Source organism: Blautia sp. NSJ-175, from assembly GCF_022867815.1.
In the GTDB taxonomy this organism is placed as follows: Bacteria; Bacillota; Clostridia; order Lachnospirales; family Lachnospiraceae; genus Blautia; species Blautia celeris.
The window spans coordinates 14,882-27,691 of the sequence record NZ_JALIFQ010000037.1; the positions used below are offsets into that span (position 1 = coordinate 14,882).

Here is a 12,810-nt window from a genome sequence, read left to right on the forward strand (position 1 = left end):
TTTTTGTATATCCTGAAAGCATCAGGCGCATTCTAGGAAGAAGGATATACAAAATGGAGGTTGCCATGAAAAGTTTATGGATGGATGAAACAGAGATACAGGATTTTTCGATGCTTATGCAGGATATCACCGTGGATGTGGCTGTAGTGGGAGGCGGAATGGCCGGGATACTGACTGCATACTTACTCAAAGAACAGGGAGTTCACGTGGCTGTGCTGGAAGCGGACAGGATCGGCGGAGGACAGACGGGGAAGACAACAGCCAAGATCACTTCCCAGCATGGAGTGATATATCAGAAACTTTTATCAAAACACGGGCGGGAAGCAGCAGAAAAGTACAGCCTGGAAAACCAAAAGGCAATAGACCGGTATGAGAAAATTGTACAGGACAGACAGATCGCGTGCGGTTTTGTCCGATGTCCTGCATATTTATACACACTGGAAGCACCTGAACTTCTTAAGGAGGAGGCTGAGTGTGCTGCCGGGCTTTCCATCGAAGCCTCCTTTACCAAGGAGACAGAACTTCCTTTTCAGGTGGCAGGCGCAGTGCGGTTTGAAAAACAGGCCAGGTTCCATCCCCTTCTTTTTCTGGAAGCAGCGGCCCGTGACCTGGCAGTCTATGAACACTCAAGAGTGCTGCAGGCAGAGGGGGACAGGCTGGTCACGGAGAACGGGAGTGTCAGGGCGAAAAAAATAGTTTTTGCCTGCCATTACCCCTTTCTCAATATGCCCGGATATTATTTTATGCGGATGCACCAGGAGCGCAGCTATGTAGTGGGGCTTGAACAGGTGCCGGAGCTGGAGGGAATGTATCTGGGCGTAGACAGGGAACAGGCATGGTCTTTCAGAAGTGCCGGGGAGTATCTGCTCTTCGGCGGCGGAGGCCACCGCACCGGAGAAAATCGTACCGGGGGCAAATACGAACTTCTGAGAAGAAAAGCAGCAGAATTCTATCCGGGCAGCAGAGTGCGGTACCAGTGGTCTGCCCAGGACTGCATGCCCATGGACCAGATTCCTTATATCGGCAGATTTTCTGCGGAGACTCCGGACTGGTATGCTGCCACGGGATTCGGAAAGTGGGGAATGAGCTCTTCCATGGCAGCGGCCGGTATGATAACGGAGAGTATCCTGGGGGAGGAAGATGACGGGAAAGTGTTCGGCATCTTTTCTCCCCAGCGGTTTACCCCAAGGGCTTCTGCCGGGAATTTCTGTAAGGACAGTGTCCACGCGGTGAAGGATTTAAGCCGGCGTATTTTCACACCGGGAAGAAGTGACCTGGAGGAACTTCCTGTGGGACACGGCGGTATTGTTGAGTATGACGGGGAAAAAGTGGGAGCATACAGGGATGAGGAGGGGGAAATCTATCTGGTGTCCGCAAAATGTCCCCATCTGGGATGCCAGTTAGAATGGAATCCCGATGAAAAATGTTTTGAGTGTCCCTGCCACGGCTCCAGGTTCGACTATATGGGGCATTGTGTGGATGGCCCGGCACAGACGGGGATCGCGCTTACGCAGGAGGAAGATTCCCATTGAAAAAAGTTGTAAAAGTTGCGAAAATTTAGTATAATTAAGATAAGAGTTCAGTCTTTTGTCAGTGAAAAGCCGGAAGACTGAAACCTGCGGATACCGGAAAACGCAGCCGGAGGATTCTGCAAGGGACAGAGCCCTCCGGCGCCATGTGAATAGGGAAGGATGGTATGTTATGGGTAAAGTGATAGCACTTGGCAGGGAATTTGGCAGTAACGGAAGGAAGATCGCCCAGGATCTGGCGGAACATTTGGGTATCAAGTATTATGACAAGGATTTGATCACACTTGCGGCCAAGAAAAAGAACCTTCCGGAGGAGAAGTTAGAGGAAGTGGATGAGAAGCGGGAGAGTCCCTGGAGATACTCTTTTGATGAGAATATGGCCATGGAGCGTCAGTTTCACTATGAACCTCTCAATGATGTGCTGTTCAATGCGCAGTCGGAGATCATTGAGGAGGCTGCAAAGAGGGAAGACTGTGTGATCGTAGGACGGTGCGCAAATTACATTCTCAGGGATAAACCGGACTGCAGAAGTGTCTTTATCTACGCGCCTATGGAGGAAAGGATCAAAACTATCCGGGCGCGGACCGTATGGGATGAAAAAGGGGCAGAGCAGCTCATAAAAAAAGTGGATAAACAGAGAAAATACTATTACAACAACTATACAGACGAGAAATGGGGCAGCATGAAGGGATACGACCTGTGCCTGGACAGCAGCCGTTTTACCAGGGAACAGATCCTGGAAATCCTGGTTGCCCTGTACAATACCATCTGATACGGCTGTAACATTCAGGTATAAAATTGCATCTTCTGGAAAAAATAACATGGAAAATAAATTCCAGGAGGCAATTGTATGTCTGTAGATTTTAGAGAAAGCGTAACAAAAGAGAACCTGATGCGCGCCTTTGCAGGCGAGAGTCAGGCCAGAAACCGCTACACCTTTGCAGCAGCCCAGGCGAAAAAAGAACATCTGCATGTTGTGGAAGCTGTGTTCAACTATACGGCTGACCAGGAGCGCCAGCATGCCTACATTTTTTACCAGCATTTAAAGGAGATGGCAGGGGAGACCATTCAGATCGACGGCGGTTACCCGGTAGATATCTCTCCGGATATGGATAAACTTCTCCGTATGGCACAGCACAATGAATATGAAGAGCATGATGATGTGTATAAGAACTTCGGGGATAAGGCGAAAGAGGAAGGGTTTACACAGATTGCGAATTCTTTTCATATGATCGCTGATATTGAAAAATTCCATGGAGACCGTTTCGGAAAATTCGCACAGTTTCTGGAGGACAAGAATCTCTTTGTATCAGATGTGGAGACCGGATGGATCTGCTTAAAATGCGGTTATATCCACTGGGGCAAGGAAGCGCCTAAGAAATGTCCGGTATGTTCCCATGACCAGGGATATTTTATCCGGCTGGAGCTTTCACCGTTTGCACATTAAGAACAGTATGCAGTATTATGAACCAGACCCTTTGGGAGAAATCCTGAAGGGTTTCTTTCATGTACTGCAGACAGCAGACAACATTCTTCCGGTATGGAAGGATGCAGCAGAATGTTTTTCAGACAATAGGAAAGAGTCATTCGAAGTTTACATTCCGAATGACTCTTTTAATCTGATGTGTCCATGGGACTTTACCTTCCTTTTTTTATTATGGGTTAAATCGTTATGTTCTTGGTGGTCCGTACCTTCCTTTCTTTAAAATTATGAATGGTAATTTACGTTTTCGGTGGTATCAGTCCTTTCTGTTTTTTATTTTGTTCTCTCTTTGTTTATGGCTTTATTATAACAGTCATGTTTTCATTTGTCAAGAAGTAAAATGAAAATTTATCAATAAAAATTCATGTAACTGTAAAGAGAATGAAAATTATATTATTATCTGAAAATTATAAAGGATTCATACAACGGGAACCTCAGATAAATCCTGCAGGCCCGGTGGAAAAACAGAAAAAACCGTGGTATACTGTGCATATCGTGCTTTGGGGGCCATGCGCAGGTGTATGCGTATTCTGTGGAACGGCCATTATCCGGTCATGGCAGCCCCGGAGTGAATCACAGGAGAGGATGAGACAGAGATGGATGCAGAGTTTCATATTCGCAGAGCAGAAGAAAAAGATATAGATGAAGTCATGTCCCTGTATGAGCATGCCAGAAAGTACATGGCAGAGAACGGCAATCCCGGACAGTGGGTAAACGGCTACCCGGCGCGGGAAGACATAGAAAAGGATTTAAACCGCAGCGCCTTATATCTCTGTGAGTCATCGGACGGAACAGAGGGTGTTTTTATGTTCGAGACAGGAGAAGAACCCAATTACCGGAGGATAGAGAATGGCTGCTGGCTGAATGAAAAGCCCTATGGATTCCTGCACCGGATAGCCTCTGCAGGGAGAAAGAAGGGCGTGGCTTCTTTTTGTGTACAGTGGTGTCTGGCCCGGTGCGGCAACATGCGCGGAGATACCCACAGGGATAATAAACCTATGCAGCGGGTATTTGAAAAGAATGGTTTCAAACGCTGCGGAACTGTATACATGGAAGATGGAACACCGAGGATCGCATATCAGAAGGAGTTATGATCATGAAAAATGCTGTGCTTACGACGGAGCGTCTTGTGCTCAGGGAAATGTGCAGGGAAGACCAGGCAGCTCTGAACAAAATGCTGCAGGACCCGGAAGTGATGTATGCCTATGCCCATGCTTTTTCCGATGAGGAGGCAGAGGAGTGGCTGGAAAGGCAGCTTGCCCGTTACAGGCAGTATGGTTTTGGCCTGTGGGCAGTTATATCGAAAGAGACAGGAGAATTGATCGGCCAGTGCGGCCTTACCATGCAGAAATGCGGGGAAGAACAGGTGCTGGAGGTTGGATATCTGTTCTGTAAAGAATTCTGGCACCACGGCTACGCTGCGGAAGCTGCCAGGGCCTGCAGGGATTACGCGTTTGAGACATTAAAGGCTGATAAAGTCTATTCCATTATCCGGGATAACAATACGCCGTCCCGGAATGTGGCCAGAAGAAACGGCATGAAGATAACAGGTTCCTTTGTGAAGCATTACTATGGGCTCGACATGCCCCATGACCTGTTTTGCATTACAAGAGAAGAATACGAGGCAATGGAGAAATAAGAGATGAAAAATGTATTATGCTATGGAGATTCCAATACCCACGGATATGACGGCGTGACCGGGGGCCGTTTTCCCTGGGGCGTGCGCTGGACCAGTCTGGTGCAGGAGGCCCTGAAGGAGGAACAGGTTCGAATCATCGAGGAAGGACAGAATGGAAGAACGACTGTCTGGGATGATCCCATTGAAGGGATGAAAAGCGGGCTGAAATACCTGATTCCCTGTCTGGAAAGCCACAGTCCTCTGGATGTGGTGGTGCTGATGCTGGGGACAAATGATATAAAACAGCGGTTTTCCCTGTCTGCGTCCGATGTGGCAGCAGGAGCGGAGACTTTGGTGAAGACCATAAAGATGTATTTCCGGGAGAACCGGGAGCCGGTGCCGGAGATCCTGCTGGTATCCCCTCTTAAGATCCGGGAGGAGATCGTGGACCACAAATTCTCCCCCATGTTCGGCGGAGAGCGGGCAGTGAAGATTTCCGAAGAGCTGGCCGGATATTACAGGGAGACAGCGAAGCGGCAGGGCTGCGCCTTTTTGGATGCGGCGTCTGTGACTATGCCCGGTGCGGAGGATTCTGTCCATCTGGACCCTGAGGGACACAGAGTTTTTGCGGAGGCTGTGACAGAAAAATTAAGGGAGATTTTAAGGGAAAGGAAGGAAATAAATTGAATCGTTTAGGGAGAAATGATGTCTGCTGGTGCGGCAGCGGGAAAAAATATAAAAAATGCCACGGGCCTTTTGATGATAAGCTGATTCATCTGCAGTCCCAGGGGCGAATCGTCCCCAAGCGGGAGATCATTAAAACACCGGAGCAGATCGCCGGGATCAGGAAGAGCGCTGAGATCAATGTTGCCATTCTGGATTATGTTGCAGAGCATATCAAAGAGGGAATATCTACAGCCGAAATTGACCGCTGGGTATATGACATCACCGCAAAGGCAGGGGCAGTGCCGGCCCCTCTCGGCTATGAAGGATTTCCAAAGAGCGTCTGCACCTCCATTGACAATCAGGTGTGTCATGGCATTCCCTCAGAAGAGATCATTCTTAAGGAGGGGGATATCATCAATGTGGATGTGTCCACGATTTTGAACGGCTATTACTCTGACTCCTCCAGAATGTTCTGTATCGGTGACGTGGAGGAGGAGAAGGAGCGCCTTGTGCGTGTCACAAAAGAGTGTGTGGAAAAGGGACTGGAGCAGGTAAGGCCCTGGGGTTTTCTGGGGGATATGAGCCAGGCAGTCCATGAGCATGCAGAGAAAAACGGTTACAGCGTAGTGAAGGAGATCGGAGGGCACGGTATTGGCCTGGATTTCCATGAGGACCCATGGGTTGGGTATATCGGCAGGGCCGATACAGGCATGGTGATGGCGCCGGGACTTATGTTTACCATAGAACCCATGGTCAATATGGGCGCCAGTGATATCTTTATTGATGACGAAGACGGCTGGACTGTTTATACAGAGGACGGACTGCCCTCCGCCCAGTGGGAGATCATGGTGCTTGTGACAGAGAACGGACCGGAGGTCCTGGCATGGTAAAGACCTCCGGGAAAAGTGTAAAGATTTATCATCTTACGGAGAACGGACTGGACATCCAGGTCACAAAAAAAGCCATCCGCAATATGTATCTGCGCGTGGGCGCGGACGGGAGCGTCCGTGTATCCGCACCGCTTCGGATGCCGGAACATGATATCAGACGTTTCATCCGGGAGAGAAGTGGCTGGATCGAAGCAAAACGGCAGGGAAAAAGAAAGAGTCCGCAGCCCTGGGAATTATATGAAGGCCCGGAGCGGGAGGAAAAGAAGCGGGAGTGCAGAACACGTCTGGAGGAAATACTGCCTCAGGTCATACGGGAGTGTGAAGAGAGAGTGGGTGTCCACGCCGAGGAGTGGCGCCTGCGGGATATGAAAACCAGGTGGGGTACCTGCAATGTGGAGAAAAGGAGGATCTGGCTCAATGTCTGGCTGGGGGAATATCCCAGGGAATGTCTGGAATATGTGGTCACCCATGAGCTGGTCCACCTTTTAGAGCGGGGACACAACCGGATTTTTTATGGATATATGGATGCGTTCTGCCCCCGATGGAAAAGTGTGAAAACCCGCTTAAACAGCGGGGTGCAACCGTAAGTTTACATGGATTTCCTCAAAAGCAACAGGAAATTGGTAGTGTTTACATGAACGCAATTCTATAATGATTCCAAAATCAAGATTAAGAAATGGAGGAAATCATTATGAGTTTTGGAGAGAATCTGCAGTATTACAGGAAGAGGGAGGAGATCACGCAGGAACAGCTTGCAGAGAAGATGGAGGTGTCCAGACAGACAATTTCCAAATGGGAAGCAGGAGTTTCCCAAACAAAAGGATATTAAGAAATAACCTGTGTTTTCCTGCTTGCGAATAAAAGAATAGTGTGATTAAGTTAGAAATACTGCATAAATGTGCTGGTATCTCTTTTTCGTTGCCTTGAAACAGCAGACTATTTCATTTCTGCTTGATTACTCTAAACTTATCAGGCTGTGGTTTGTCAAGGGCTTGTTGCGTAAGCAATGCTTTGGCACCCTTTACAAATTATGGACGGTAAAGTAGCTTTTCAAAAGCAGAAAAAAGTAGTCTTAAGATTTTGAAATATTGTAGCGGGTAGTGGAAAATGGTATAATGTGAATACAGAGAAACATATAAATTTGTATTTAACAATCAATAAATTGAGAGGGCTTAATCTTATGACTAAACAAAAGAAGGTAATTTGGATAATATTGGGAATAATTATTTTTGTGTTTAGTGTTTTTCTAGGGCTTGGATATTTAGGTCAAATAACAGGTGGAAATAGTTTAATACAAAGAACAGAAATGAACGATAAATATGTTCCGGAAGAAATAACAAAATATTATCCAATAGAAGATTTAAACTCAAAAGAAAGTTTACTTTCTGATAAAAATTATGCAAACTCAATACAGGATGCTCTGTTAAGTGCCTCTATTGAGTTTGAACAAGGCGAAGAATATAAAACACATATTGATAAGATTATAAAGGAGTTTGAAAACGAAAACTATAAAAGTGTTTTGTATATATCAGAAAAAAACGATATAGAGTCAAGTTTGACATTTTCAAAATTCAAAATTAAGGAAGTAGATGGTAAAAAGAGATATGCTCATATTACAAGTGTACATGAGGTTATAAAGAAAGACCGCCCGTATGACAAAGATACGATGTCGTTACTAAAATCACAGTTAGCATTAAGTGATAGATTGCAAGACTTAAATATCAGTCCAGACAATAGTCGCTTTTTATATGGATTTGTACATGATGAAGATATTTACAATACAAAAATAGAAAATAAAAAACCCGATGAAATTATTTATTTTGAACTTTGTGAAAAGCCTTTCTATTTTTGGTATTATGAAAATTTTCAAAGTGATAAATCTGGAAAATCTTTAAGTATAGAAATTGAAAGATAATAATAGAACAATTCCAGGTTGTAGAGGTGATTAGAATGAAGAAACTATATTGCATGAACTGTGGTACTGAAATAAAAGGAGGAATACCTAACGAATGTTCTTGTGGAGCTGAATTTGATTTAGCAGATACAAAAAACATAAAAAGAATAATTACAAGCATTATATTCTTTGTAATATTAATGTCTCCACTGCTTATTCTTATTCACTTTGGCAGACAATATTTACAAGCGTCAATTATTTTATATGCTTTGCTCCTGATTCTAGGTATTTTTTGGTGTCGTATCGTACAAACTATTTTAGTTCGTCTTGGGTTAGTAACTATGACGAACATTGAAATTAAATAACAACAATAACATCTTCACAACTCTACTGAGCAGGAAATCTGAAAAGGTCTCCTGCTTTTTTATCTGTAAAAAAGATTAAAAATCTGATTATCTGCATAAATACAGGGACTTTAAGCAATATGAATGAAAATACAAAAGAAATTTACCACTAATTTACTACGATTGAAAGAACCTTGATACGACAAAGAAAATAACATAAAAAAAACAAAATGGCATTTCATACAAGATATGAGATGTCTTTTTGTTGCTGTAACATAGCATAAAGTGTCCTTTTTCTGCTTGATTATCTACCATTTTTTTAGAACATGGATTGTCAAGAGCTTGTTGCGTAAGCAATGCTTGCTCTCTTGATAAGACATGGGATAAAAAATATTGTGACGGATAGCAGAAAAATAATGACTACTTGATTTTTTGATGATATACTCTAATAAATAGAGACTAGAGGTTTTGGAGGGGATACTGTATGAAATATATAGGAGCAATTATAACAACATATATTGTTTTATTTGTTTTGGACATAATGCAAAGAAGAAATCATAAGCAAACACAATCCTTAAAAAAATTTACGGTTAGGACAATAACTGATGTAAGTATAGTTTGTGCTGTTGGAGCTATTTTTGTGATTGGTGCAATGGTATTTGCACTAATAGACGAACCTGAAATATTTAAGAAAAATACCTTTATTATGATTATAGTTGTTGCTCTTTTAGGACTGATGTTTTTGGGAATGATTGCACCACTCAAGGGCGTTTGGGATATTTGTGTAGACGACAATGATGTTACTGTTATAAAGGTATTTCTATTTAAAAGTCATTGGAAAATATCGGATATATCATATTGTAAAATGAAACGTGGTGGTATGAATGTGTACATTAATGGAAGAAAGAAAAAAGCATTTTTTGTTGATGCTATGACAGACCACTTCGACAATTTCATAAAACGAATGGAAAAAGAGGGAAAAGAGATTATTGTTCTAGAACCAAAAGAGTTAAGCAATCAAAAAAACAAATCCTAAAATTTTAGGTTATCGTATCACTATATTTATGCAAAACTTATCTATATAGGAATATTATGGATTTTGTTATATTTTGATTGTTTATATTAGTTTCATTATTTGTTATAGCATTAAGTGCTTGTATTATCTATCCTATAAAATTTAGAAGATAAATAACATACAATTTTTCTCTTTTGGTAATGTGATATTATTAGTTGGGCAGGTGGAGTGATCCAGACGCGGTGGCGGTCGAAGACATAGAGCCACGCCAGCTTGCTGGCGAGTGTCTGGTTCACTTCGTCTGTGAGCGAGCTTGTGGCGAGCGAAGATTAAGCCCCCGTTATCTAACAAGGGGGGCACAAAAAACAAGAGTCAATATACATTAACAAGCGGAAAACGCTGTATTTACAAGGCGAAACCGCATTTTACATGGTGTGATATAAATTATGCCATTATCACTTGGAAAAATTGAATAAGACATAGGACAGACCGTTGATTTCAAACAAGAAGTTAATTGTCTTTTTCTTTTGCAGAAATGTAAGTATTGGCAATTATCAATATACAGTAGTAGTTGCCTTAATTGTTGTAGCTCAGTATTCAACGCTGATGGTGTGAAAGATTTACGGTTGGAGATATTCAATAAGATTATTGGTGCTTAATTATTTTTATTGTGGTGCTGATATGAGAATGTTATAATGTGGATATGAAAAAATAAAAAATTTGAAGTTGTTATAAGAGAGGATAAACTTAAATGTTGATTTTAGGAATTATTATCATTATTGTCAGTTTATACTTGTTGTATCTAAAATATAGAGTTGTTTTTACTGGCGAAAAATGTAAAGGAAAAATAATAGGTATTGTAGACCAAAACGCTGGGTATGTAGTTGGTGGAATTTCTGTAAAAAAGCACGCTTATATTATAAAAATTAAGAATAAAAAGTATTATACGGCACACGGTTGTATCCTTTTATCACTGGGAAAAAGAAAAATTGGAAAAGAAATATTTGTATTTAAAAATGAAAAGTATGGAAAAGAAGTTTTTAAGTGTTTTGATTTTCGTATAGAAATTGTAGCTTTTTTGACATTTTTATCAGGTGTGTTTCTGATTTATGAGAGCTTGCAATAAAGGTAAACAACTTCATATCTGTATGCATAAGCAGTTAGTCTTAGGATTGACTGCTTTTTCTATACAGATTTTTAATGACAGGCAATTATCAGTAAATGGTAGTTGCCTTTTTTGATTGGAGGAATTAAAGAATGAATGATAAAAACTTTTTTGAAGAATTAAGACAAAAGCGTGAAGAATACGGAGTAACGCAAACAAGGTTTGCTGTTGCCTGTGGTATCAGCCGTGAATATTACAACCGCATTGAAAAAGGAAAACAGCCATTGAATGACGAATTAAAAGAAGTCATGGAAAAACAGATTGAGCGTTTCAATCCGCAAGAGCCATTATTTCTGTTGATTGATTACTTCCGTGTCCGCTTTCCTACTACGGACGCATTAAAGATTATTCGTGATGTATTACAACTAAAATCCGATTATATGCTTTATGAAGATTATGGAAAATACGGATATGAAAGTAAATATGTTTTAGGCGACATCAATATCATGTGTTCCATGCAAGAGCATTTAGGTGTTTTGTTAGAGTTAAAAGGCAGAGGGTGTCGTCAAATGGAAAGTTATCTATTGGCACAGGAACGCTCATGGTATGACTTCATGCTTGATTGTATGACGGCAGGTGGTGTGATGAAACGTCTTGATTTAGCAATCAATGATAAAGCAGGAATATTGGATATTCCAAAGTTAAAGGAAAAATACAAGGCAGGCGAATGTATCTCCTACTTCCGTAAGCAGAAAGATTACAGCGGTACGGAAAAATGCGGTAGCGATTTGCCAAAGAATACAGGAGAAACATTATATCTCGGTTCAACCAGTAGTGAGTTATATATGTGTGCTTATCAGAAGAATTATGAGCAGTATGTCAAGAATGGCACAGAAGTTGAAGATACAGAAATCAAGAACCGTTTTGAAATACGCATGAAGAATGAACGAGCCTATTATGCGGTTGTAGATTTACTGACCTATAGGGACGCTGAACGCACCGCTTTTTCTATCATCAATCATTATGTCCGCTTTGTAGATAGAGAAGATGATAAACCCAAAAGTCAATGGAAAACAAATGATGATTGGGCATGGTTTGTAGGGGAAAACAGAGAGCCGATACGATTAACTACAAAGCCAGAACCTTATACTTTACAAAAAGCGTTGCATTGGTTACAAAGACAGGTTGCACCAACCATAAAAATGGTACAGGCATTAGATAAAGAAAATCATACAACGATACTAAAAGATATGATTGAACAGGCAGAACTCAAAGATAAGCATAAACACTTATTACAGTTAGAAAAATCAACCATAGAAGAACGAATAGATACCAATGTTCCACAAGAGAATGACGGTATTTTTTAATTTCTTTGAGAAATCTGCAACAAAACATCAACTTTCGTACAGATATGGTGCGAGAACAGGAAATCTAACTTGAGAGCATGAAAATTTTATTTGATGTACAGATATGAAAATTAAAAAGAAATTGAAATTATTTTGAAAAATCTGCAACAAAACAAGGTTTCTATTCCTTATATGGTGTGAAGTTGAGGAAATCTAAACTTTTTTTGAAAATAGGTCATTAAATTTTGGCTTGCTGTCCCTATATGAAGTGAAAGACGAAAAAAGTTTTGAAAAAATGTCGGAAAATCGAGTTGAGTGGACAGTATTATGCAAAAAGAAGAAAAACTATCTTCCATTTGTATTCAAACAGGCATTGACTGTTGAGTATTGATGTGAAAAGAGAAAATTATTTTATCTTCAACTTAACAATTTAAGGTTTCCGTTCCCTATATGGCGTAGAAAGAAAAAAGTTTAAGAAATGTGATACAAATAACGCTTTTCTGTCCTGATATGGAGTGAAGAAAATAGTTCATTCTATTGTTGGCAGTAACAGTATCTTTTTGGTAGTTAGGGTGTGAAAAGGAAAATATTCTTTTTTCATCATCAACTTAGCAAAATGACATTTTCTATCCCTATATGGTGCATGAAAAGAAGTTAAAATTTTTCTATTTCAACTTAGCAAATGGACGTTTGCTGTACAGATAGTAGTGAAAAAGGGAAAAAGTTTTGAATTTTAGTTACATTTCTCCTCTTTTCCTACGCGGTATATAGGAAAGATGATTTTCTTCTTTCAATCGCTCTTTGCTACGAAAATAAAACACGTAGCAAAAAACTGAACCTTGACAACAAATGTTTTCAACAATTATGAAAGCATCACTATAAAGCAGTCACAGTATTGGCTGCCTGTAGTGAGAGATTGA

General features: G+C 41.2%; 14 protein-coding genes. All 14 read left to right on the forward strand.

The features are described from left to right. Positions 1–65 precede the first annotated feature (65 nt). The 14 genes from MUB35_RS28945 to MUB35_RS29010 all read left to right on the forward strand — a co-directional run bounded on the left by MUB35_RS28945 (position 66) and on the right by MUB35_RS29010 (position 11,911). Entirely contained in the window at positions 66–1,532 is a 1,467-nt protein-coding gene (locus MUB35_RS28945) for an FAD-dependent oxidoreductase (protein ID WP_033144024.1), read from the forward strand. 169 nt (positions 1,533–1,701) lie between these two features. Next, a complete protein-coding gene (locus MUB35_RS28950) occupies positions 1,702–2,301 on the forward strand; it encodes a cytidylate kinase-like family protein (protein ID WP_033144023.1) in 600 nt (199 codons plus the stop codon). Between the two features lie 78 nt (positions 2,302–2,379). Then, the gene (gene rbr / locus MUB35_RS28955) at positions 2,380–2,976 is read left to right on the forward strand and encodes a rubrerythrin (protein WP_033144017.1); all 597 of its coding nucleotides are present in this window, start codon (positions 2,380–2,382) and stop codon (positions 2,974–2,976) included. A 632-nt stretch (positions 2,977–3,608) separates the two neighbouring features. Further along, entirely contained in the window at positions 3,609–4,106 is a 498-nt protein-coding gene (locus MUB35_RS28960) for a GNAT family N-acetyltransferase (protein WP_052099753.1), read from the forward strand. Positions 4,107–4,108: 2 nt separating this feature from the next. Beyond that, the gene (locus MUB35_RS28965; protein ID WP_227242946.1) at positions 4,109–4,651 is read left to right on the forward strand and encodes a GNAT family N-acetyltransferase; all 543 of its coding nucleotides are present in this window, start codon (positions 4,109–4,111) and stop codon (positions 4,649–4,651) included. Between the two features lie 3 nt (positions 4,652–4,654). Beyond that, positions 4,655–5,317: an SGNH/GDSL hydrolase family protein gene (locus MUB35_RS28970; RefSeq protein ID WP_148392084.1), complete on the forward strand. Its 663-nt coding sequence runs from the start codon at positions 4,655–4,657 to the stop codon at positions 5,315–5,317. Beyond that, positions 5,314–6,186: a methionyl aminopeptidase gene (locus MUB35_RS28975; protein WP_244807308.1), complete on the forward strand. Its 873-nt coding sequence runs from the start codon at positions 5,314–5,316 to the stop codon at positions 6,184–6,186. Before MUB35_RS28970 ends, MUB35_RS28975 begins: the two co-directional genes overlap by 4 nt. Beyond that, positions 6,180–6,773, forward strand: coding sequence for a M48 family metallopeptidase (locus tag MUB35_RS28980; protein WP_244807309.1), 594 nt, complete (start codon positions 6,180–6,182; stop codon positions 6,771–6,773). Before MUB35_RS28975 ends, MUB35_RS28980 begins: the two co-directional genes overlap by 7 nt. A 104-nt stretch (positions 6,774–6,877) precedes the next feature. Continuing rightward, positions 6,878–7,015, forward strand: coding sequence for a helix-turn-helix transcriptional regulator (locus MUB35_RS28985; protein WP_331477692.1), 138 nt, complete (start codon positions 6,878–6,880; stop codon positions 7,013–7,015). A 351-nt stretch (positions 7,016–7,366) separates the two neighbouring features. Next, positions 7,367–8,101: a hypothetical protein gene (locus tag MUB35_RS28990; RefSeq protein WP_042741426.1), complete on the forward strand. Its 735-nt coding sequence runs from the start codon at positions 7,367–7,369 to the stop codon at positions 8,099–8,101. A 35-nt stretch (positions 8,102–8,136) separates the two neighbouring features. Further along, the gene (locus MUB35_RS28995) at positions 8,137–8,445 is read left to right on the forward strand and encodes a hypothetical protein (RefSeq protein ID WP_004614026.1); all 309 of its coding nucleotides are present in this window, start codon (positions 8,137–8,139) and stop codon (positions 8,443–8,445) included. A 463-nt stretch (positions 8,446–8,908) separates the two neighbouring features. Beyond that, positions 8,909–9,460, forward strand: coding sequence for a DUF6560 family protein (locus MUB35_RS29000; protein WP_054344618.1), 552 nt, complete (start codon positions 8,909–8,911; stop codon positions 9,458–9,460). Positions 9,461–10,190: 730 nt separating this feature from the next. After that, a complete protein-coding gene (locus MUB35_RS29005; protein ID WP_054344485.1) occupies positions 10,191–10,565 on the forward strand; it encodes a hypothetical protein in 375 nt (124 codons plus the stop codon). Between the two features lie 131 nt (positions 10,566–10,696). Then, a complete protein-coding gene (locus MUB35_RS29010) occupies positions 10,697–11,911 on the forward strand; it encodes an XRE family transcriptional regulator (protein ID WP_054344484.1) in 1,215 nt (404 codons plus the stop codon). Positions 11,912–12,810 lie beyond the last annotated feature (899 nt).

What these genes read in the sequence shown, in the direction of transcription:
- MUB35_RS28945 (WP_033144024.1), top strand. Translation starts at nt 66, where the DNA reads ATGAAAAGTTTATGGATGGATGAAACAGAGATACAGGATTTTTCGATG.
- MUB35_RS28950 (WP_033144023.1), top strand. Translation starts at nt 1,702, where the DNA reads ATGGGTAAAGTGATAGCACTTGGCAGGGAATTTGGCAGTAACGGAAGG.
- rbr (WP_033144017.1), top strand. Translation starts at nt 2,380, where the DNA reads ATGTCTGTAGATTTTAGAGAAAGCGTAACAAAAGAGAACCTGATGCGC.
- MUB35_RS28960 (WP_052099753.1), top strand. Translation starts at nt 3,609, where the DNA reads ATGGATGCAGAGTTTCATATTCGCAGAGCAGAAGAAAAAGATATAGAT.
- MUB35_RS28965 (WP_227242946.1), top strand. Translation starts at nt 4,109, where the DNA reads ATGAAAAATGCTGTGCTTACGACGGAGCGTCTTGTGCTCAGGGAAATG.
- MUB35_RS28970 (WP_148392084.1), top strand. Translation starts at nt 4,655, where the DNA reads ATGAAAAATGTATTATGCTATGGAGATTCCAATACCCACGGATATGAC.
- MUB35_RS28980 (WP_244807309.1), top strand. Translation starts at nt 6,180, where the DNA reads ATGGTAAAGACCTCCGGGAAAAGTGTAAAGATTTATCATCTTACGGAG.
- MUB35_RS28985 (WP_331477692.1), top strand. Translation starts at nt 6,878, where the DNA reads ATGAGTTTTGGAGAGAATCTGCAGTATTACAGGAAGAGGGAGGAGATC.
- MUB35_RS28990 (WP_042741426.1), top strand. Translation starts at nt 7,367, where the DNA reads ATGACTAAACAAAAGAAGGTAATTTGGATAATATTGGGAATAATTATT.
- MUB35_RS28995 (WP_004614026.1), top strand. Translation starts at nt 8,137, where the DNA reads ATGAAGAAACTATATTGCATGAACTGTGGTACTGAAATAAAAGGAGGA.
- MUB35_RS29000 (WP_054344618.1), top strand. Translation starts at nt 8,909, where the DNA reads ATGAAATATATAGGAGCAATTATAACAACATATATTGTTTTATTTGTT.
- MUB35_RS29005 (WP_054344485.1), top strand. Translation starts at nt 10,191, where the DNA reads ATGTTGATTTTAGGAATTATTATCATTATTGTCAGTTTATACTTGTTG.
- MUB35_RS29010 (WP_054344484.1), top strand. Translation starts at nt 10,697, where the DNA reads ATGAATGATAAAAACTTTTTTGAAGAATTAAGACAAAAGCGTGAAGAA.